We start from the raw sequence: 20,791 nt of genomic DNA, 5'->3' as shown, positions 1-20,791 counted from the left end.
GATTATGACTATTAAAAATAATTCTAATAATTATCTTTGACAAAAAAACTTATTATTCGGTAAGTTAACAAGAGGTTTGTTGATTTGAACGGCGCCAAATCAAGGTGGATACCTATTCTTATATTAATCTTTTATAAAGGAACTGTTTGAGGGAAGTTTTGTACTTAATGGAAATATAATTCTTATTGAAGCGAAGTATACAAGCAAGCCGATAACAAAGGATGAACTAATATTATTTTCTGAAAAGATTAAATCAAAGTCCCATTTTACTAGAGGTTTGTTTATTACCTACTCTATCTTAGATGATAAAGCTATAAGCTACTTTACAGACACAAGTGCAAGATTTGTTGTTTTAACAGTGGAAGAATTGTATCTTATTTGTCAAAATCAAACCTCTTTTGCAAAAGTATTACAAAGTAAATTTAGATTATTAGATGAGAAAGGTTTGATATATAAGCATTTTTTGAATTTGTAGTCTATTAGAATTGCATATTTAGCAAATTCCCCTCCCCCTTGTTGAAAGAAATAGAGGCTATTAGAAACTGGATTACTAACAATCCAGACTTTAATATGCCTGATGTAAGGACAATTGAAAGTACAGTACCTGCTTAGTATAGCGTATTTAGTTACCTAAAAAGGAAGTTAGGATGAAGGATTATTATTAACATTTTCAAATTACCCCATCTTATTCTTTTTTTATTACTTACTATACTTTAACTTATATGAAATACGACAATAGATTACGAGAATTACGATTGAGTAAGGGATTAACTTTATGGCAAGTAGCTAAACTCTTTGATAAGAACTGCGAGGATAGAATCTCCGAGTGGGAGTGAGGGCTGAGAATGCCAAGTGCTATAAATCTCATTATATTATGTGAGATTTATGGAGTACAGATTCAAGAAATATATCCTAGAAAACTCTAAAAGAATACATCAGAAAAGAGATTGATGTTTGGGAGTGTGAACTGAACTGTGTCAAGGATTTTTATTACTCACTTGGGAATAGGCTCAGGTGAGTTTTTTTCAAAATTATGAAATTTCAATCTATCTTCAAAAATGATGTACAACTGAGATTGTCCTGTCCCCGAACAACGTAACCATTTAAAATTGGAGGAAATTTCATAATTTTCACAATTAAATGGTAATCAAATGAAAAAGGGTAAATTTAGTGAAGCTCAAATCGTAAGTATATTGAGCAGCCAAGGCAAGGACAAATCAGTTGAAAATTTATGTCGAGAACATGGTATATCACCAGCAACATTTTATAACTGGAAAAGCAAATATGGTGGTTTGGGTTCTGAAGAGTTGAAACGAATGAAAGAACGGTCCGCCGCACATATCTTTGAAGTTCATTGAAATTATTGGGAAATAGTACAATTTTGGGTTGATGTTTGACAGGGATGAGCAGCAGTCTGAGTTTCGCCGTTAATACGTCTCAAGTAGATGATATTGTATCGCTGGTCTATCTGTTCATCCTGTCTTTCTCTACAACTTCGACAGTACCTAAAGATGTAGCTTTTAGCCACAATCTTGTATGTATGTGCAAAATTCGAGGGAGACCGTCAGATAAAAAAGTTAATAAATTAAAACCCATCTGACAATGAACAAGCAAGCACAAAAAACAGCTACTTTTCTACGCTATTGCGTGGGACTTGACGTAAGTAAAGACACTTTACAGGTATGTCTGTCAGTCATTGATGTAAACGGAAAGGTCACCATCAAAGGCACCACTAAGATTAACAATAAAATCAGTGCTTTTGATGGTTTTTTGACTTGGGTCAACAAACATTGTCAAGTAAAGGAATTACCTATGCGTTATGTAATGGAGTCTACTGGAGTTTATCACGAGCGGTCCGCCGCCGCGGCAGATTGCCTGGTATTTATTCCAGAAAGATTTCGCTGTGAGTGTGATTTTACCCAATAAAGCCAAACATTATCTGAGAAGCATTGGTAATAAATCCAAGAACGACAAGATTGATGCTCGTGGATTGGCTCAAATGGGCTTAGAGCAAAACCTTCAGCTTTGGCAGCCACTCTCAAAAAATATCTATGCCCTGAGAATGCTGACTCGTCAGCACCAACGTTTGCAGGAGTTGAAGAATCAGTCAGAGAACCAAAAGCATTCGCTTTTACACAGCCAGTATACAGATAAGTTTGTGCTCAAACAGCTTGATAAGTTAATCAAAATCTATGAGCAGCAGATACAACAGATAGCTCAGGAAATCAATAAAGTACTCGATGAGGACTTGGTTTTAAAAGCAAAAATAGCGCAATTAACTCAAATTAAGGGCTTAGGATTGCTCTCAGCCTGTACACTTGTGGCTGAAACCAATGGTTTTACAGGTTTTGAAAACATTCGTCAACTGGTCAGTTTTGCAGGCTATGATGTCATTGAAAACCAGTCAGGAAAACGAGTCGGCAAAACCAGAATATCCAAAAAAGGCAATACGGGGCCGCCCGTGCGGTAGAATCCGAAGAATTTTGTTTATGCCCGCTTTTAATGCAGTCAAGTGGGGTGAGCCTGCCTGTAAAGCACTCTATGAGCGGATTATGAGCAAGAATGTCCCTAAAATGAAAGCCTTTGTGGCTGTTCAAAAGAAATTATTAATCCTATGTTTTGCTTTATGGAAAAACAACACAGAATATAACCCGATGTACTATTCCAATAATGTCAAAGAACTCAATGGTAAGGACAAAAAAATAGTCCCTACCAGCGGGACTACACAGGATGTGGCTTAATGAAAAGCGACTCCTTCAAGTCCCAAAGTTATTAAAAAAATTATATATTAAAACTTGTTTTTTAAGACAGTACCAGCGATTACCGTAATGAGTATGACCATTCTTTTTGGTATGTTCGCTATGACAATGAATGCATTGCATGATTATCTCTTTTTTTGACAAAGATAATTATAGCATTACATTTGTAGGACTACCCAAACTTGTATTAAAATCCGTTAAAGCAAGCAAAATAGATGTATAGATTTACTTCGCCTAAACTATGGTGTTTCAATAACCTATCATATTCAAGGCTATTGGTAACAAATTAATAAAATAAACGGTTGAAAACTCTTTCAACGGAATCTTGAGTATTGTATATAGACTTTCCTCAAAACCTTAAGTTTTGCATTAACTTTCAAACTTTCATTTAATTAAGTATGAAAGAACCAAGCTTTTCTGGATTAATCCCTACTTTTCATTAACATTTGGCGGTAGCGTATAGGAGAAATACCATAAAAAGTTGAAAAGGATCGGCTAAAGTAATTGGCATCTGAAAAGCCAACTTTATGGGCAATGGAGGAAATTTTTTGATTTTTTTGCATCAAAAATTCTTTTGCTTTTTCCATTCTTATCTGTAAAATAAATCCAGAGGTCGAAGTATTAAAGGCTTTTTTGATTTTTCGATGGATGTGAGAACGGCTCATGCCTAGTGCTTCGCAAAGTTCCGGACAACCGAAATCTTTGTTATCATAATTCGCTTCTATTATTTCTATAGTCATAGCAATAAATTTTTTATCAGGCAATTTCATTTTTTGGTTATAAGTATTCGTATTATAAATAATGTTTTCAATTATTAAAGTTTTCAAAACAAGCCATATAGTATGGTTTTTATTGGTAAAGGACCTTGTTTTAAAGACCGAGAATGCCATAAAAAAAAGCAATTGAAAGCATTAATCAAAAAATATTTATTATACGGTCAATTCCGGTAATACTATACGAGAAAATTACTTTTTTTTACTTATAGAGATCGAAGGAGACTTGGGTCTGTTCAGTGTCTATTTTACTTTTTTATGTCCATCTGGTTTCCTTTAGAAGCGTATATATTGATTTTTTAATGTTTTCTTTTTTGATTATTTTCTAATGAAACAAGCTACTATTCCAATAACATTTAGATTTAATCAGTTGTTAGTGTAGGTCTCTTATCCAAACAGTAAAGCCTTGAAAGCATCTACTACAAATAATTTAAAGATGATTTTGTCTAATATTCAGGAAATAATGCTGTAGTAGCTAAATATCTCATCGGATAAATGTTACCGTTACTTTAAAAAACAAGCAGGTATTAATACCTGATTTATTCAACTGGGGCCAAAATTGACAGAACTTTCCCTCTAAATAATTGGCTATCAATAATTTATCAATTATCTTCATACATCTTTTGTTGAACCTTCTTCTTCATTCTTAAACAACTACTGCTATGGTTTTCATGACCCAAATTCTATCTCAATGGAATAACTATTTTCCGTTTTCTACCATGTCCTCAAACGAATTTTATTTGCTCGTTGAGGGAATTATTAAAGAACATGATTATCCAAATGTTCAAACTTCTCGGAAGAATCATAAAGAAAAAGGCTTTTTTTCCGCATCACGTGAATATTTAAGGGTACAATATGGAGATTTGATTTTTGATATATGTGCCGCTCCGTTCGGTAAGGATTTCTATGTCTCCTGGTGGCTCTTTGAGACAGAAGATTTCATTCGAAAGTTTATGGGTAATACGATGGTAGCTGACTTTTTGAGGTTAAGAGCATCTAAACGAACATTTTATCAAGCAGATATTGAGGCCATTTTTCGTTCAAGTATCCACGTATGCGTTTTGCAGGCAATAGAGCATATAACTAATACGACTGGTCGTAAACTCTCTGAATTTGAAAAGCAAATTCATGTAGGGGTTATGTAACATGACAGCTTCTGAATATTATACAAATCAGTTTTATACCTGGGAAAAGCGGTGTAAAGGGTGGGGTATTGCAGAAATGCCAATACATTTAGAACCACCCTTTATTCCTTTTTATTTTCATGGGTATCAGCCTGACTATCTTGATGATGGGAAAAGGCATACCCTTATCAGCGGCTTTCTCAATCTTTTTTCCTTTAAGAAACACCCAACGTTTGAGGAAGAGGTACTTGATTATACAACCGTTGACCCATTTCTCTATGAAAAGGAGGAGCATTTGGGAGCTATCCAAATCCATTTTCCGAAAGACCGCAAAGTTAATCCTGAAAGAATGAAAGCGGTACTTATCATGTTACTTCATTCACATGCTAATATTTCATTTGAACTCATTGGTACATCAAGACAAATAATTATTCAACTCGTAGCAGGGTTAAGGGATTTATATACGATTGAAACAATTATTACCTCCTATTTTCCTGAATGTACTATAGTGCATGATGAAACCTATCTCTATACCATTTTTAATAATGATTTATTGATTGCAGCCATTGATTTTGGATTAGCTGAAGAGGTTTACCGACCGATTGAAATGTCTGATTCATTTACAGTTGACCCGTTAACGTCTATTTGTGGAATATTAGACCATCTGAAAGGAGACAATCGGGCAGGTGTACAGATTCTCTTTAAAGGAACGATTAATAACTGGAATAACAGTATCAAGCATTCAGTTATGACAAGTGACGAATCATCTTTTTTTGAAAACGACCCTTATGCTCCAAAACTGGCTGTAGAAAAAACACAAAGTCCATTATTTGCAGTGACTATCCGGGCATTTAGTCAGGCAAATACCAAACAAGAAGCATTGGGAATGTTGCATAACTTAGCAAATGCCATTAAGAGTAGTACGCAAAGCGAGACTAATTATATCGGTAGCCTTATCACTGATTCATATACCTTTGAACAAAGAATTAGTGACATAGCACTACGACAGTCCCACCGTTTAGGGATGTTATTAAATGCAGATGAATTATGTACTCTGGTTCATTTTCCATCAGAATCAGTCCATGCCAAGAAGCTATTTATCTCCACTCGCAAAACGTTTGAAGTTCCGCTTATTGCCATTCATAAGGCATTTGTATTAGGAGAGAATAATCATAATGGAGTAAGGACAAAGGTTAGTCTTAGTCTTGAAGACAGGTTAAAGCATACACATATCATTGGAGCTACTGGTACTGGAAAATCAACCCTTATTGCCAACCTCATTAAACAGGATGTAGAACATAATTACGGAGTAGTACTCTTTGATCCACATGGCGATTTAGTTGATGATGTGATTGCCATCCTACCACCAAAGCGGAGACAGGATATTGTACTTATTGACCCTTCCGATAAAGACTATTCAATTGGTTTAAATATCCTGCAAGCTCATTCAGATATTGAAAAAGAAGTCCTTTCTTCTGATTTGGTAGCTTCATTTAGAAAGCATGCTACCAGTTGGGGAGACCAAATGAACTCAGTGTTAGGCAACGCCATTTTAGCAATTCTCGAACATACACAAGGTGGTTCGTTGCAGGATTTACGAAGATTTTTATTAGAAACTGATTTTCGGAATAACTGGCTAAATGGAGTTGATAATTTCTACATAACTTATTACTGGCAGAAAGAGTATCCACTTCTGAAAACAAGCTCTATAGGCTCAATTTTGACCCGCTTAGACACCTTTCTTCGCTCTAAGAATATTCGGGATATGGTAAGTCAACGGAAAGGACTTGATTTTGAAGAACTCTTTAAAACTAACAAGATAATTCTCCTCAAACTCTCACAGGGGCTTATCGGAAAAGAAAACAGTTATCTATTAGGCTCCCTTTTTCTGTCAAAAATACATCAAGCTATTTTACAGCGTCAACAATCAGTTGTCCGTACTCCAGTATTTCTTTATTTAGATGAATTTCAGAATTTCATCACTCCTTCTATTAAAGAAATGTTAAGTGGTATTAGAAAGTATAAAGTGGGCTTAACTATTTCCCATCAGGACTTGTACCAACTTCAACATGAAGATACAGAATTACTAAATAGTATCTTTGGGAATATTTCTAATAGAGTCGTTTTCCGAGTGGGAGAACCTGATGCAAAACGCTTAGTTGATGGATTTTTTCATTTTACCTTTACCGATTTTCAAAACCTCGGTAAAGGTGAAGCGATTGTACGGTTAGAACAACCGCAATATGACTGTTCACTAGATACTTTCCTTTTGCCACACATTTCAGATGAAGAAAAGTTGGCAGCAATAGAGTATGTGCAAAATCATTCTCGAAATCTTTATGGCACCAAAAGGATTGAGATTGAAAATTTGACTACAATTGAAAAAACGATCATATCTCCTCTCCCCAAAAAACCACAAGAACCTGAAATTCACCTGAAAGAACAGTTTGTTTCGCCACTAAAAATACAAGAATCTCCGCAAAGACAAGAAAACGTATCCAATTCAGTTCACCGCTACCTTCAATCTCTGGTCAAAAAAATGGCAGAACAACGGGGATATATAGCCACTATTGAGGCACAATTGGCTGACGGAAGTGGCCAGATAGATGTGCTACTCACAAAAGACAAGAAAACCATTGCTATTGAAATTTGCAATACTACGAATCCTGAATGGGAAATGCACAATATCTTAAAGTGTATGCAAGCTCAATACGACATGGTAATTTCCCTTTCCGGTGATGCTAAACAATTGGAAAAGATTAAGAAAAAATGCGAATCTGAAGTTCCGGACTTCTCTAAATACAATATTTACTTCTTTACACCAGATGCACTATTTGTATATTTAGATGAATCTGTTGCCGCAACTCACCAGCCACAGGATAACATCATCAAAGGGTATCGGGTAAATGTTTCGTATGGTTCTTCTGAACAAAATGATGTGCAACGAAAAAGAAATTCAGTCGCACAAGTGGTACTCAATTCTATCAAAAAACAGCAAAAATAGCTACAAAATCCCTTGAAAAAGTGCTGAAAATTGTGTATTTTTAAATAAAAAATACAATGGAAACTAAGCAAGTGGGATTGTGGATCAGGGTATCTACAGATATGCAGGTACAGGACGAAAGTCCTGAACATCACGAAAGACGAGCGAGGATGTATGCGGAAGCAAAGGGTTGGAATATTGTCACCATCTATAGGCTTGATGCCATGTCAGGGAAATCAGTGATGGAATATCCTGAAACAAAGCGCATGCTTGCGGATATAAAAAATGGCACTATTTCAGGTATCATCTTTTCAAAGCTGGCTCGACTGGCCAGAAACACCAAAGAACTCCTGGAGATTTCAGATATTTTTCAAAAAGAAAAAGCAGACCTTATTTCTATTGCTGAAAACATTGATACCTCTACCCCAGCAGGCAGATTATTCTTCACGATTATAGCGGCTATTAGCCAATGGGAACGGGAAGAAATTGCTGAGCGAGTAAGGGCCTCTGTCCCTATCAGAGCCTTAATGGGTAAACCTCTTGGTGGTCAAGCAAGTCTAGGCTATAAATGGGTGGCTAAAGAATTGGTCATTGATGAGCAGGAGGCTCCTATCCGAAAGTTAATCTATGAAATCTTTCAACAAACAAGACGTATACAAACGACTGCAAAGGAACTTAATAAACGAGGATTCAGAACCCGGAATGGTGCTCTATTTTCAGACACTACTATTGAAAGACTCATTACAGATACAACAGCGAAAGGTATAAGAATCGCCAATTACTCAAAAAGTCCGGGAGCTGGTAAACCCTGGACTTTAAAACCAAAGGAAGAATGGATTGAAGTAAAATGCCCTCCTATTGTCAGTGAAGATTTGTGGGAAGAATGTAATTATATCCTTACACACCATATTAAACGGGAAAAGAAAGCAGCCCGCCCTCCCATCCATTTTTTAACCGGATATATTTACTGTTCTTGTGGAAAGAAAATGTATATCCTAACTGAGACCCGTAATTACTATAAATGCAAACCATGTAAAAGAAAAATTGCCGTTGAAGACATTGAAGAAATTTATCATCATCAATTGAAGGCTTTTCTATTAACTGATGCAGATGTAACAACTTATAGTCAAAAAACGGCTCAGTTCATTGAAGAAAAGGAAGTACTTTTAAAAACCATTAAAAGTGATTATGAAAAGCTAAAGAAAAAAACGGGAGAAATGTTAGACATGAGATTAAATGGCGAACTTTCCAAAGAAGATTTTTCAAGTTTTTATTTGCCTTCACAAATTCAATTACGACAAATGGAAGAACAACTTCCAGACTTGGAAGCGGAGATTGATTTTCTGAGAATTCAAAGCTTATCTTCGGATGTAATTCTTGGAGAAGCCAAAGACTTATACAACAACTGGAAAATGCTTCCTCATACTGAAAAACGGCAAATAGTTGAGACAATTACCCAGCAGATTGTGATCAATACTGACACGATAGATATCTCCTTGGCCTTCCTCCCCGACCCCTCTTTTCATAAAATACACGAAAATGTCCACGCGTCTAAAAGGTTGTATGGATCCCAATGCACTCAATTTCAAATTATACTACCTGAAAGCTGATAATTCTTTGTGCATGTATAAGAAGTAATCAGATAACCGCTATAAATACTTTTAGCTTGTCTTTATAATCAACAAATAGATTATTTAGTATATTTGAATAAAGACAAGCTAATGAGAAAAATGAAATCTGAACTAAACTTTATCCTTCTACTATTACTTATTGCAAATCCCGGTTTAGCACAAAAAAATTTCACTAAGGGAAAAATTATTACATTTAATAAAGATACTCTTAGCGGATACATTAATTATAAGGAATGGATTAAAAGCCCAAATCAGATTTCTTTCAAAGACGACCCCACCCAATCTGCCCGTAGTTATACTACCTCTCAAATTGCAGGGTTTAGTATTGACTCTAATAAGGAGACTTACCATGCACTAAACTTTGATATTGAAAATCTTCCCCGAAGCAGTAATAAGATCGTCTACTTCAATATGAAAGAATATAGTAATCGTACAAAGAAAATAGAATCCGTAAGTGCTTTTGTAAGAATAGTATCAGATGGGAATGTTACACTTTATCATTATGTAGATAAAGATTCTGAACCTCATTTTCTACTAAAGAAAGCTGATTCACTTATCGTTCTTGTCTATCATATTGTTGAAACCAAACACTACTCGGCGAAATTCAGAGAATACCGCAGCCAGCTATCTAAATTGCTAACGGAGTCATGTAAACCCCTTTCAATACATCATACAGAATATTACGTAAGTAGTATGAGAAAACTGATAGATAATTACAATGAGTGCTTTAACAGTGCCATAAAGTCAATAGCCCCTCAAAAAGATAAAGGCAGATGGGAGTATGGAATTATAGCAGGGGTTGGGTACACCAAAATGACACATGCCATGGCTAATCCTTTCAGATATATAGAAGTAAAAGGCAATGCTAATATTACTCCGGTTGGTGGGTTGTTTCTCAACTATGTTTTTGCCAGAGGCAGAGGCAAATATGCCCTTTTAAATGAATTACATACTTATCAGACGAGAAGCTCAGTTACCTATGATGACGAACATTTTCATTATCAAATGCATTATTTAGGCCTTCAGCATCTGTTCCGTTATACATTTTTTGTAGGCAAACCCTCGGTATATGCACTTATCGGCTTTTCTTATGCTACCATTATCAAACAAAATAGCACAATCACCCGAAGAGACGGTTCTGTCGAAAAACTTGTTTATTTGCCCTGGGCCGTCAGAAATGATGAACAAAGAGCTATTGCAGGTATTGGTCTGAGCCATAAAAGGCTGATGATTGAAACCCGGTACTATAGAGGCAATGGCTTCACTACAGGAGCAAATGCTACTCCTCCGAATAACAGACTTGACTTACTATTGAAATATAATTTCGGGAGAATAAATTAAGAGTAGTTTTTGTTAAGTTGGTCAAGTAAAAATCAGACTTTTTCCCCTTTCTACATTTAACAAAAGCTACCAGATTCATAACAAATCATAAAGTATAGTTATAAATACCTAACTCTATAAGAATCAGGCATTTAGTTGCTAAAATGTAAAATTTTACGTTTATTCGCTACTGAATTATTTTTATTCAGATTTTGAGTAATAAAGGTATTATTTCAATATCTTTGAATAAGGGAATGCTGGATTTATGAAAACTAAACTAACAATCACACTCTTGTTAATTTTTATTGCCAAATTTTGCCTTGCTCAAAGAAATTTTATCAAAGGAAAATTAATAACGGCTAATAAGGATACTCTGAGTGGTTATATTGATTATAAAGAATGGATTAAAAGCCCCCTTGAGATTTTTTTCAAGAGAGAAATAACTCAACCCAGTTTTGTTTATAGCAGCACTGAGTTGAGTGGTTTTGTCATAGATTTTAATCAGGAAACTTATACTTCCCTGAGTTTTGCTATTGAAAAACTTCCCAGAAATGGCAGTAAAATTGCCTTTCCGAGTTTAGGTGCTTACTACAGCCGACCTAAAAAGCTGACACAGAAAAATGCTTTTGTGAGGGTATTATCTGCAGGGAAAGCAACACTTTACCACTTTGTAGATAAAGATTCAGAAGAACACTTTCTGATTAAACAGGGGGCTACTCTCGAACCACTCGTCTACCATATTATAGAAACTGGCAACCAGACAGCCAAAATCAAGCAATATCAGATTCAATTGTCTGAAAAACTTGCTGATGCATGCAAAAAACTATCTATACAGAGTATAGATTATTATGCCAAGGATATGAAAAAGCTCATTGACAGCTATAATGATTGTTTCAAGATCATATTGAAGCCTGAACTTGCCCGGAATAGTCTTGGCCGATGGGAATATGGTGTGATAGCCGGAGCGGGGTACTCCCGTATCAAACATATTATTTCTACCTCTACTCCACCTAATTACGTGTATGTGCAAGGTAATGGTAATATTACACCTGCCGGAGGGGTGTTTATGAATTATGTTTTTGCTCGGGGAAGAGGTAAATTTGCTATCCAGAATGAGGTTCATACTTATGCCCTGAAAAGCACAGCTACCGATATTGAGAGTCGGTTCCGATATGATATCCGTTATTTAGGTATTCAGAATTTATTCAGGTACACTTTCTATATTGGTAAACCATCAATTTATCTTTTAGGAGGCATCTCAAACGCTTTTATTGTCAATGACCGCAGTGTTGTCGAGGATATTGATGGAGGGAAATCTGAACTCGTTTCGGCCTTCGACAGAAAAAGTGAACAAGGGCTCATTGCCGGTCTTGGCGTTAGAGGTAAAAGACTAATGTTAGAAGCCCGGGGTTGTTGGGGTAATGGATTCTCTGCCGACGTTTTAAGTATTGCTCCTACTAATCGGTATGAATTATTAGCTAAATGGAATTTCGGGCCAGTCCAACAATAACTTATGTTAATAATCCCTCTGTAAAACTTTTCCATTGAATTTTACTGGCTCCTAAAATTCCTCCAAAGGCCACAAAAGTATTCCTTATTTTATCTATCAAATCTACATCTTCCAGATTCGGTTTTTCATTTCTACCATGCACTTCTGCACTTATCTTATTACTTTCTCTCTTTACAATAAAAGTACTGGTAGCGGTGTCATCAAAAAAATGTGCCACTTCAGGGCTATGTTTCTCAGGATTAGACGAGGGTCTTACCCGGATAGAAATAAATTCCTCATGTATTTCCTCATCTTCAAAAATATCCTCGATTTTTACCCAGTCAAATCCATTACCTGTATGATTTATTGGCCCGGGAATATCAATCCTGATAAAATCTCCAATAGCAGGCAAGCGTTCTACCTGTTCTCCTCTTCCATCAACTAATTCAAATACAGTTTTTTCATCTGCACTTACTTTATGCCAGTGATTAATAGCTAAAAGCCTATCTCGGACCACATTAAAATGGGCTTTAGCTAATTTTTCTGTGGGGAAAATCTTCTCGGAAATGGTATCGTATGCCGTACCTTCTCGTTGTGCCGGAATTATAGTTTTCATGATTTAATCTTGATTATCTGTTTACAAAATCTTACAGCATTGCTATCTGCTATAAATAGCTATGTTTATCAGGTATATACGCTTATTAATATTTATAAAAAACTTATGCCAGACTTCAATCGACCAGTTTGGTCTTTTCATTCAAGTAGTCAGTCTTCTGATCAGGAGATAGTGGGATGCTTTATTTGAAACCTATAGTAAAATTGTTACGCTCAAGCAATTTTACGCAATTAGTAGGCCAATACTTGTTAAAATATATTAAATCCTCTGTACTAATTTTGATAATCAGCTATTAAAAAAGACTTTTACAATAGGAATATATCAGGATCGCTGACACTCGGAGCGATAAATTATTTTAAAAGGGTAATTCTGAAATATAATAATGAGAATAAAACTACAGGCTCTTTGGGTATATTATAAAAGTATATGTCCATTTACATTATTAGCAAGTTTGGGACTTATATATATATCATCAGTTTCAGGAAGGTAGAGTCCTATTTATATTTTCTAAAACCATTACTTTGTTTCTGACAGCTATTCTTTTGAAATTCTTTTATAGGAAAGATGAATATCTGTTTTATGAAAATCTGGGTATCAAACAGAATCAACTGATTCTCACAGTGCTCGGCTTTGATTTACTACTCTTTGTCATACTTTTAAAATTAATATCCCTACTATGACAAAACACATATTAGAGGCCGATAGTATTTATCTTGAATTTGGTACTCATACCGTTCTTTCAGATATTTACGTAAGAGCAGACACAGGTAAAGTAACCGGATTTTTAGGCAGAAATGGCAGTGGTAAAAGTAGTCTGATGCGCATTATTTTTGGCTCTTTAAAAGGGAACTTCCAATCCGTCAGATTTAATAAAAATTATCAGGAGTGTTTACTAAAAGTGCCTGACACCATCAGATATTTACCTCAGAAAACCTTTATTCCAAAACAATTAAGTATTGCGCAAATATGCAATTTATTTCAGGTTTCATTCAATGATATTGTCAATGAATTTCCAATTTTTGAAAAGTACCAACATCAAAAATTAGGGGCCTTATCGGGCGGAGAAATTCGCTTGTTTGAAACAATAACTATACTAATCTCGAAGGTTAAATTTGTTCTATTAGATGAGCCTTTCTCATATATTATGCCTTTACACATTGACCAGTTGAAAAAAATAATAAACAAAGAAAAACATAACAAGGGAATTATTATAACCGACCACCTTTATAAACATATCATGGAAATAACCGATGAGTTATACTTAATAAGAGATGGAAAATCCTTTACAATAAGTACTAATGATGATTTACTAAAGCATGGATACATTTTAGAATAGAATTACCGGCAACCTTCAATTTTTGCAACAAAGACCTCTTGTGCAGTAGCTTCAAAGCCTGCTGACAATAAAATACTATGACCTGCCGAATATAGTACTCTGCTCTTGAGTGGAAGAGGTATATTTGATGTAAGCGTATATTTACTTTTAAAGTCCTGTAATTGGGGATTAAGTGCCGTAGTTTCTAAAATAAGGAAATCAGGGCAGGTACCGATTAAATTAACCTTAACACTATTCGAATAAACCAGGCAAGAGGTCTGGCATTTGGCATAATAAGTAATAGTTTTAGTAAATAATACGTTTTCAATATTACGTCCTACAAAGCTACCGGTTTCTCCCTCATCAGTATCATAAGTCCAAAAAACAGGATAATCACCCGGGCAAGTTGATACTAATCTTATTTCTTGATTTATATCGGCAATATAGGTAGAGCTGGCAAGTACACTCCCCGGTTCAACAATAGATATGATATTATTATCTATCCAATTTAAACGCTTTGCAACAAAGTTTTTTAGCTTCTGAATTTCATCTGCAAAAGTACCAGGTTCGAATGGATACCATTTAGTTCTATCTCTTTCTATTGCCTCCTGAATCGCCACAGCTACACTATCTATATAATGAATACTTTTCTCATAAGTCAGAAAACCCCGTCTGAACTCCTTATATCGCTCAACTACCCTACTTCTAAAATTACAGTCCTCCATCATACGTTCAAACCAGAAAAACCGCGGATCACAGCTACTGCACGAAAATCTCCATTTATCGGTATAGTTTTCAAAAAGCCCATTGCTTGTATCCCAAAGAGGAGATGCAACCATCTTTTTGCCTCTGTCTTTGAAAAAAAACTGACTTCGGGCAAAAATATCTAAGTGTAACGAATATTCCTGAATAAGAAAATTATCAATAAAACTTTCTTCATCTATATATTTTCTAAATCCGGATTCAGGATTTTTGAAGTCAATACTTTTCAGACTTGCTTCAAAGCTGTTGATATAATCTTTTATATAATCAAGTTGTTGCTTAACAGGTTTCTTCGGATAAATACATTCAAAATTCATGTAAAATGATGACTCAGGAGACGAGCTGTAAGAAGATTGCCATAAATATTCTTTATCTGTAATTTCTGACTCCCGGGACGCCTCTATAATATAACCGCCTGTTATTTTCAAAGTATCAGTCTCTGGCGCTTCAAGTTTTTTTATATTTATACGTTCGGAGTCTCTTTTAATTTTTTCGGTCAATACATATATTCCCATGTACTCATTATCTATTATTACCTCTACATGTTTATTACGAGGTGAATATCGACCTGTTTGAGCCCAAAGATGATAGATATAAGCATTCTTCAAAGAAGTTTTATCATCATAATTTGCTATCAATACCCAATCAGATTCTGAGGGGAGTCCAAGCAAGGGAAACTTGGTCTCCTCTCCTTCAAGATCAGCGAGTTCGATAGAATAAGACTTTTTTGGAAATATCAGCGATGAATGACCTCTTAATTCAATTCCGGCTTTCCCCAGAAAATGAGGATTATCTGATATGAAATTTATACTTCCGTCTGAATGATATAAGACTTTAAAATCAACTATAATCTTGGGCTCATCCGGAATGGTAACTCCATTGGTATTAATTACAACAATGGGTAAATTAGATTGATTAAACTGGGCATGATTCTCTTGAACAAAGCAGAACAACGTAACATTTATACAAAATAGAAATCTTTTCATAAATTCTATACTTTTGAGTTAACGTTTTCCTAAAGTTATTCAGAAGCAAAAGTTTGTAAATATTTCAAACTCTTTTGGAAATTGTTATATCTATACGTATATATTTATTGAACGGTCATTCAAAGCCCAAGAAATTTAATCAGATTAGTAAGAAAATAGCAGGTTTTTTGTGCAAATCAGGCTTTTGTTTTTTCCATTCCCGAACGGGTAATGTCTTTATTAATTCATCTTCGGCTGTAATATTGGCAGCTATGCAAAGCATGGTTTCAGGATGAAGGTTTTGTAGAGTATCTTCTAATAGCTGGTTGTTCCGATAAGGTGTTTCCATAAAAATCTGTGTCTGTTGTTTAGTTTTTGCCGTCTGTTCCAGATTTTTGAGAGCTTTAATTTTTGCGGCTTTGTCAATTGGTAAGTATCCATGAAAAGTAAAACTCTGTCCATTCAAACCAGAACCCATCAAGGCCAGTAAAATAGAACTGGGTCCGACTAATGGTTTGACCTTATAACCTAATTGATGCGCAAACGCAACAGCTACTGCACCCGGGTCAGCAATACCAGGGCAACCAGCTTCACTAATAATTCCTGCATCTGATTTCAGTTTTTTCAATTGTGCTAATGTCTGGTCTTTCGGGGTATCTTTATTCAATTCATAGAAAGTTAGCTCATCAATTACCTTACCAAGTTTCAGGTTACTGATAAACCTTCGGGCGGTACGGAGGTCCTCCACAAAAAAAGTATTCAGGTGAGTTACCACCTCTATTATCTGAGGTGATAGCACATTATCCTGAGTATCAGGAGCTAATACAGTTGGTACTAAAAAAATGGTCATATATCTTTATCACGATTTTTGAACAGTATGAAAGTAAGCGATTTACTATTATCAAAATCTATAATTAATCTCTCTACGCTGTCCTTTGTCGTTTATGATACAATTTCAAATTCCACATAGAAAATAAAATCAAGATTATGTAGACAATTGAAATAATATAAGACAGATAGATAAAGAACTCATGATAATTAATACTTTTCTGGAAGAAATTCTTATAAAAAAGCACTAAAATACTTCCCAGATATGCATAATAATCGGCAAAGGTAATCATAAAACCAACCGTACCCGATTGTTTAAAAGCAGCAATCATCCGTTCAAAATATAAACTATTACACATGGCATAGGCCATATATAAACCTAAACCTAAGAGTGTCAGCCAACTTACCGGAGACAGCACCCCTTGTTGATAAAGCAATGTACTGATACCAATTAATGCCCCACCCACCAGCATCAGCCACTCTATCATCACAAAGGCTTTATAGTTATTTTGCACCCATCGCATGGCCGCCATAATAAGCAGAACCGTAATAGCAATTGGGATTTCGGTCTTTGTAAAAATAGCTGAATTGTTACCATAACCTAAGGTCTTCCATATTTCGGGGGCAAAGTTATCTCTGAATTCCCGGAAAGTTGTCAGCAATATATAGGAAATAACAAAAATGGTAAGGCTGAGTGTAAACTCCTTAATAAATGTGCGTCTGTCTTCTTTTTGCATTGGCTTCCTTTCAGACCGGCTATTCTTATCTGCCACACTCGGAGGAGGTATCTGTGCCATCAGCCAAACACAAAAACTAAACGGGATAAGCATAATAGCACAAGCCACAAAAGGCATCCAGAATTCACTTATCTCTAAAGTAGACATCACCCACTTGCCTATGCTCTTGGCAAAACCTGAACCCATAATAAAAGAGGCTGTAAGCACTGCCACCAATAAATCTGTTACTCTCCTGCCTTCTAAAAATCCAAGCATAATACCATATACCATCCCCAAAGGTAAGCTTGCCAGAAAGATGAAAAAGAGATTATAAGGAGCAGGAACCAAAGCAAAAAACAAATAGCAAAGCCATGACAACAGAATAATGATAATCAGGTTTTTTGCCCTATTGGCGGGGTGCATTTCAGAGACATATTTAATACCTAAGCCTTTGGAAACTGCAAAACCCAGAACCTGCGCCGTGATAATGAGTATTTTATAATTAACTCCAAAATACAAAAGTTCGTCATAAGTAGCCGCTGTGTAGGCCCGCCTGAAAGGATAAAAACACAGATAGGTAAAGAAAGCAGCAAGTGAAGTAAATAGCGTAAATGCCCATGAATGAGTGGCTAAATAGGCCTTTAGTTTTTGCATAGTATATGAAGTGTCGGGTGATTCAAAGCTCTTCTGAGACTAAAACAGAGAAGCTTAATGAAATTTTCATTGATGTATATTCATGCAAATTTGAGAATTCCGATTGAATTACCTAAAAAATCACTTTATATTTTATGTGTTCAATTGTCGCTAAAATTGTCAGAGAAGTATAAACAGGATAAGCTAAAACACGATTTGATCTTTCCAGACATAATGAATCAGATGACTCAAACAACAAATCCTGCCTGAATACTACATCTAACTTTGATTATAGATAAAATACAATATACCCCGTTGATAAAATTGTGACTTTATACTTTATAATGTAACCAGCCATTTTTGATTGATACATAAATCCAATCAGATATTATCAAATTTTCCGCTCAAAACTTGATATTCTGACCAAACACTTTTAATATTGAATATCAAAAACAACCTGCTGCGATGAGATTTAAATTAACCCTGCGCCCTCTTACTGCCTATCAGAAGCTCACACTTAATTATAATTATCCGTTTTCAAGCTGGGTATATGCCCGTATTCACGAATCTGATGCTGATTATGCTGCTTTTCTGCACCACCAAGGCTATCAGTTGGAGAATTCGGAAAAGAAGTTTAAGCACTTCACTTTTTCAAAATTTGACATACCTCACAAAGCCAGGCCAATTGAAAAGGGAGAAGATTTTATTCTGCTTTCAGACCGACCTATATACATTACCGTTTCTTTCTTTATTGATAAAGCCGCTGAGGATTTTATTGTCGGACTTTTCAAGAATCAGCGCATCAGTATTTATAATAAAAAATATCAGGCCGATTTTGTGATAGAGTCTGTTGAGTCGTTGGCGATACCTCTTGGGGATACTATAGCTAAGCGTTACAGAGCTACCTCACCTATGGTGATTGCTGAGAAACGCCCCAACGGCAATGACGACTACCTGCCGCCTACTGACCCCAGATTTGCCCGATATTTCGCCATCAATCTGCTCGATAAATATGAGTCTGTTTATGGAAAAGGGATGCAGATGGATACTGCCAGCCTTGAAAAACTCATCAGCTTTAAACTGGTTGACGCCGATAGAATGCGGTCTAAACTGATTGCTATCAAACAAGACCGCGACGATGAAACCAAAATAAAAGGCTATGAAAACTTTGTTTTTGAGCTGAACGCTCCTGCCAATATCGTAGAAGTAGGTTTTTATGGCGGGTTTGGCAAATTTACCTCATCGGCGGGGATGGGGTTTTGTGAAATACTATAAACAACAGGCTGATGAACGTTTTTCATGAGAATAGTCCCAGAAACAGGCTTTTGAGTGTTCTGAGAAATTTGCTGGAACAACCTTATTACTATAAGATAAAGACGCTGGCTGCCAAATATGGAGTAAGCACTGATTCTATTAAAAATGATTTTGAGGAGTTAAAGAATGCTTATTTTCTGGTTGAGCACGATAAACAAAACAGATATGCCATTGCTCCGGGTCAATCGGCAGAATACCTTGAAGATGTATTATTTTTTACAGAGTCAGAAAAGGATTTTTTGTTAACTGCCCTGATTCAGGCCAATGCAACAGATAAAAGTCTGGAGAAAATAAGAGCCAAACTATCAACCATTTATGATGTATCAAAACTTGGCAGTAGTTTGTTTTCAAAAACGTTTCTTACGAAAGCAAATCTGCTCGAACAGGCTAAAAAGCAAAAACGGGTTGTACAGTTGGTAAACTATCGGTCAACGATGAGTAGTAAAGTAAGTAACCGACTGGTAGAACCTTTTAACATAAGCACTAAAGACGATATTCTTCACGCTTTTGATTTAGATAAAAAGGAAATAAGGCATTTCAGGATTTCGAGAATTGAGAAAGTAAAAGTATTGGATATATCCTGGAAGCATCAAGGCAAGCATTATGTAGCTGCGACGGACCCATTTAGAATAGTAAACGACCAACAGGTATTTGTGCATCTGAAACTAAAGATAGGAGCTTTGAATGAGCTCATTGAGCGCTTCCCCTTAGCTCAGGCCTATATACAGCCCTGCGCCGAGCAAGACGACCTCTATGATTTTGCGTGCAAAGTGAATGATGAGTTTTTGGGGTTGACCAATTTCATTTTAGGCTATTTTGAACATATAGAGTCCATTATTGAGCCGGAATCATTGATTGAGCATGTGAGGAAGAAGAGTGGGGAGATAAGATTTTAGAGTTTTTTTTGAAGTAGGGAGGATATTGCCCTAGGTACAATCTAATATTTGTTAAATAATTTACTTTTTAACTGAAAGAGCTTTTTTTACAAAATCCATTTTATTGGCAGGTTTAGAATTCTGAAGAAGTTCTTTCCAAACAACCTTTTCATCTTTACCTGTTTTAAAAGGATTACGAGCGTCTATTTTTGTTGAATTTTTCATATTTGTTTCAATTCCTTTTTATATGATAATAACGAAAATTGAACAAATATACAATACATTAATTAAATTAATTTTAACCTATGCAATAAAAATTATCTATATCTTCTTCATCTGCAACTTTTGCTCCAATGAAATCAATAGTTGTAGAAATAAAGGTATAGGCAACTAAAAGTATTCTTTTTTTAAAAGTATACTCAATATCTATAAAGACTGAGTTTTCCAAATTAGGACCTCCTTCTTCACGATGGCGTTTTGGGTTTTCAAAAACATAGATAATCTCTTCTTTAGTGATTTTGTCTTCATGAAATAATCGGACTAAATCAAGAGCAGCAAAATTGTATTCAAAATCTAAGTTTTCCATAATGAAATAAACTTTCCAAGTTCAATTAGTAATGTTATCAAATCACTTAATCATTTATAGTTTCAATTCTTTAGAAAGTTTGCAAAGTAATAAAGAAAAAAT

Annotated in this window: 19 protein-coding genes; 12 read left to right on the top strand and 7 right to left on the bottom strand. The window is 35.4% G+C overall.

Annotated elements, in window-relative coordinates; genetic code table 11:
* The first annotated feature begins 1,151 nt into the window (after window positions 1-1,151).
* From H1R81_RS08680 to H1R81_RS27410, 4 genes are all read left to right on the top strand, one after another.
* Window positions 1,152-1,358, top strand: a complete 207-nt coding sequence (locus H1R81_RS08680) for a transposase (protein WP_181840313.1) — start codon at window positions 1,152-1,154, stop codon at window positions 1,356-1,358.
* Window positions 1,359-1,602: 244 nt separating this feature from the next.
* Window positions 1,603-1,926 (top strand): transposase, encoded by a 324-nt coding sequence (locus H1R81_RS27420; RefSeq protein ID WP_229251083.1) that lies wholly within the window; start codon window positions 1,603-1,605, stop codon window positions 1,924-1,926.
* Window positions 1,904-2,470 carry a transposase gene (locus tag H1R81_RS27415; protein WP_310588059.1) on the top strand — a complete coding sequence of 189 codons (567 nt, stop codon included), beginning with the start codon at window positions 1,904-1,906 and terminating at the stop codon, window positions 2,468-2,470. Before H1R81_RS27420 ends, H1R81_RS27415 begins: the two co-directional genes overlap by 23 nt.
* A 19-nt stretch (window positions 2,471-2,489) precedes the next feature.
* On the top strand, window positions 2,490-2,741 hold the full coding sequence (locus H1R81_RS27410) for a hypothetical protein (protein WP_229251082.1): 252 nt from the start codon (window positions 2,490-2,492) through the stop codon (window positions 2,739-2,741).
* Between the two features lie 440 nt (window positions 2,742-3,181).
* Here H1R81_RS27410 and H1R81_RS08670 read toward each other — a convergent pair whose 3' ends face one another.
* Window positions 3,182-3,649 (bottom strand): AraC family transcriptional regulator, encoded by a 468-nt coding sequence (locus H1R81_RS08670; protein WP_181840312.1) that lies wholly within the window; start codon window positions 3,647-3,649, stop codon window positions 3,182-3,184.
* Window positions 3,650-4,203: 554 nt separating this feature from the next.
* On the opposite strand from H1R81_RS08670, the gene H1R81_RS08665 reads away from it, so the two are divergent.
* The 5 genes from H1R81_RS08665 to H1R81_RS08645 all read left to right on the top strand — a co-directional run bounded on the left by H1R81_RS08665 (window position 4,204) and on the right by H1R81_RS08645 (window position 12,100).
* Window positions 4,204-4,677 (top strand): hypothetical protein, encoded by a 474-nt coding sequence (locus H1R81_RS08665; RefSeq protein WP_181840311.1) that lies wholly within the window; start codon window positions 4,204-4,206, stop codon window positions 4,675-4,677.
* A gap of 1 nt (window position 4,678) precedes the next feature.
* Entirely contained in the window at window positions 4,679-7,660 is a 2,982-nt protein-coding gene (locus H1R81_RS08660) for a type IV secretory system conjugative DNA transfer family protein (RefSeq protein ID WP_181840310.1), read from the top strand.
* Window positions 7,661-7,716: 56 nt separating this feature from the next.
* Complete coding sequence (locus tag H1R81_RS08655; protein ID WP_181840309.1) at window positions 7,717-9,249, top strand: recombinase family protein; 1,533 nt, start codon at window positions 7,717-7,719, stop codon at window positions 9,247-9,249.
* A 120-nt stretch (window positions 9,250-9,369) separates the two neighbouring features.
* Window positions 9,370-10,611: an outer membrane beta-barrel protein gene (locus tag H1R81_RS08650; protein WP_181840308.1), complete on the top strand. Its 1,242-nt coding sequence runs from the start codon at window positions 9,370-9,372 to the stop codon at window positions 10,609-10,611.
* A gap of 244 nt (window positions 10,612-10,855) precedes the next feature.
* Window positions 10,856-12,100 (top strand): outer membrane beta-barrel protein, encoded by a 1,245-nt coding sequence (locus tag H1R81_RS08645; RefSeq protein ID WP_181840307.1) that lies wholly within the window; start codon window positions 10,856-10,858, stop codon window positions 12,098-12,100.
* 1 nt (window position 12,101) lies between these two features.
* Here H1R81_RS08645 and H1R81_RS08640 read toward each other — a convergent pair whose 3' ends face one another.
* A complete protein-coding gene (locus H1R81_RS08640; RefSeq protein ID WP_181840306.1) occupies window positions 12,102-12,695 on the bottom strand; it encodes a hypothetical protein in 594 nt (197 codons plus the stop codon).
* A 676-nt stretch (window positions 12,696-13,371) separates the two neighbouring features.
* On the opposite strand from H1R81_RS08640, the gene H1R81_RS08635 reads away from it, so the two are divergent.
* Window positions 13,372-14,031 (top strand): ATP-binding cassette domain-containing protein, encoded by a 660-nt coding sequence (locus H1R81_RS08635; RefSeq protein ID WP_181840305.1) that lies wholly within the window; start codon window positions 13,372-13,374, stop codon window positions 14,029-14,031.
* A gap of 2 nt (window positions 14,032-14,033) precedes the next feature.
* Here the strand turns inward: H1R81_RS08635 and H1R81_RS08630 are convergent, their stop codons facing one another.
* The 3 genes from H1R81_RS08630 to H1R81_RS08620 all read right to left on the bottom strand — a co-directional run bounded on the left by H1R81_RS08630 (window position 14,034) and on the right by H1R81_RS08620 (window position 17,935).
* Window positions 14,034-15,758 carry a CotH kinase family protein gene (locus tag H1R81_RS08630; RefSeq protein ID WP_181840304.1) on the bottom strand — a complete coding sequence of 575 codons (1,725 nt, stop codon included), beginning with the start codon at window positions 15,756-15,758 and terminating at the stop codon, window positions 14,034-14,036.
* 139 nt (window positions 15,759-15,897) lie between these two features.
* Window positions 15,898-16,587 (bottom strand): SAM-dependent methyltransferase, encoded by a 690-nt coding sequence (locus tag H1R81_RS08625; protein ID WP_181840303.1) that lies wholly within the window; start codon window positions 16,585-16,587, stop codon window positions 15,898-15,900.
* 73 nt (window positions 16,588-16,660) lie between these two features.
* On the bottom strand, window positions 16,661-17,935 hold the full coding sequence (locus tag H1R81_RS08620) for a DUF5690 family protein (RefSeq protein ID WP_181840302.1): 1,275 nt from the start codon (window positions 17,933-17,935) through the stop codon (window positions 16,661-16,663).
* A 444-nt stretch (window positions 17,936-18,379) separates the two neighbouring features.
* On the opposite strand from H1R81_RS08620, the gene cas6 reads away from it, so the two are divergent.
* Both cas6 and H1R81_RS08610 read left to right on the top strand, forming a co-directional pair.
* A complete protein-coding gene (cas6, locus tag H1R81_RS08615; protein ID WP_181840301.1) occupies window positions 18,380-19,189 on the top strand; it encodes a CRISPR-associated endoribonuclease Cas6 in 810 nt (269 codons plus the stop codon).
* A gap of 11 nt (window positions 19,190-19,200) precedes the next feature.
* Window positions 19,201-20,124, top strand: coding sequence for a YafY family protein (locus H1R81_RS08610; protein ID WP_181840300.1), 924 nt, complete (start codon window positions 19,201-19,203; stop codon window positions 20,122-20,124).
* A gap of 60 nt (window positions 20,125-20,184) precedes the next feature.
* Here H1R81_RS08610 and H1R81_RS08605 read toward each other — a convergent pair whose 3' ends face one another.
* Together H1R81_RS08605 and H1R81_RS08600 are read right to left on the bottom strand one after the other, a co-directional pair.
* Window positions 20,185-20,328, bottom strand: coding sequence for a hypothetical protein (locus tag H1R81_RS08605; RefSeq protein ID WP_181840299.1), 144 nt, complete (start codon window positions 20,326-20,328; stop codon window positions 20,185-20,187).
* 73 nt (window positions 20,329-20,401) lie between these two features.
* Complete coding sequence (locus H1R81_RS08600; RefSeq protein ID WP_181840298.1) at window positions 20,402-20,689, bottom strand: hypothetical protein; 288 nt, start codon at window positions 20,687-20,689, stop codon at window positions 20,402-20,404.
* Window positions 20,690-20,791: the final 102 nt, after the last annotated feature.

Origin of the sequence: Emticicia sp. BO119, assembly GCF_013912375.1 — a bacterium.
Lineage (GTDB): Bacteria > Bacteroidota > Bacteroidia > Cytophagales > Spirosomataceae > Emticicia.
Note: the sequence above shows the minus strand (reverse complement) of the source record. Positions and strands in the feature narration are given on the sequence as shown.

Bases quoted from the DNA above. Each gene is read 5' to 3' on its own strand.
- H1R81_RS08670 (WP_181840312.1), bottom strand. From the start codon at position 3,649: ATGGCATTCTCGGTCTTTAAAACAAGGTCCTTTACCAATAAAAACCAT.
- H1R81_RS08625 (WP_181840303.1), bottom strand. From the start codon at position 16,587: ATGACCATTTTTTTAGTACCAACTGTATTAGCTCCTGATACTCAGGAT.
- H1R81_RS08645 (WP_181840307.1), top strand. From the start codon at position 10,856: ATGAAAACTAAACTAACAATCACACTCTTGTTAATTTTTATTGCCAAA.
- H1R81_RS27410 (WP_229251082.1), top strand. From the start codon at position 2,490: ATGCCCGCTTTTAATGCAGTCAAGTGGGGTGAGCCTGCCTGTAAAGCA.
- H1R81_RS08605 (WP_181840299.1), bottom strand. From the start codon at position 20,328: ATGAAAAATTCAACAAAAATAGACGCTCGTAATCCTTTTAAAACAGGT.
- H1R81_RS08665 (WP_181840311.1), top strand. From the start codon at position 4,204: ATGACCCAAATTCTATCTCAATGGAATAACTATTTTCCGTTTTCTACC.
- H1R81_RS08620 (WP_181840302.1), bottom strand. From the start codon at position 17,935: ATGCAAAAACTAAAGGCCTATTTAGCCACTCATTCATGGGCATTTACG.
- H1R81_RS08655 (WP_181840309.1), top strand. From the start codon at position 7,717: ATGGAAACTAAGCAAGTGGGATTGTGGATCAGGGTATCTACAGATATG.
- H1R81_RS08660 (WP_181840310.1), top strand. From the start codon at position 4,679: ATGACAGCTTCTGAATATTATACAAATCAGTTTTATACCTGGGAAAAG.
- H1R81_RS08680 (WP_181840313.1), top strand. From the start codon at position 1,152: ATGAAAAAGGGTAAATTTAGTGAAGCTCAAATCGTAAGTATATTGAGC.
- H1R81_RS27420 (WP_229251083.1), top strand. From the start codon at position 1,603: ATGAACAAGCAAGCACAAAAAACAGCTACTTTTCTACGCTATTGCGTG.
- cas6 (WP_181840301.1), top strand. From the start codon at position 18,380: ATGAGATTTAAATTAACCCTGCGCCCTCTTACTGCCTATCAGAAGCTC.
- H1R81_RS08610 (WP_181840300.1), top strand. From the start codon at position 19,201: ATGAACGTTTTTCATGAGAATAGTCCCAGAAACAGGCTTTTGAGTGTT.
- H1R81_RS08640 (WP_181840306.1), bottom strand. From the start codon at position 12,695: ATGAAAACTATAATTCCGGCACAACGAGAAGGTACGGCATACGATACC.
- H1R81_RS08600 (WP_181840298.1), bottom strand. From the start codon at position 20,689: ATGGAAAACTTAGATTTTGAATACAATTTTGCTGCTCTTGATTTAGTC.
- H1R81_RS08630 (WP_181840304.1), bottom strand. From the start codon at position 15,758: ATGAAAAGATTTCTATTTTGTATAAATGTTACGTTGTTCTGCTTTGTT.
- H1R81_RS08650 (WP_181840308.1), top strand. From the start codon at position 9,370: ATGAAATCTGAACTAAACTTTATCCTTCTACTATTACTTATTGCAAAT.
- H1R81_RS08635 (WP_181840305.1), top strand. From the start codon at position 13,372: ATGACAAAACACATATTAGAGGCCGATAGTATTTATCTTGAATTTGGT.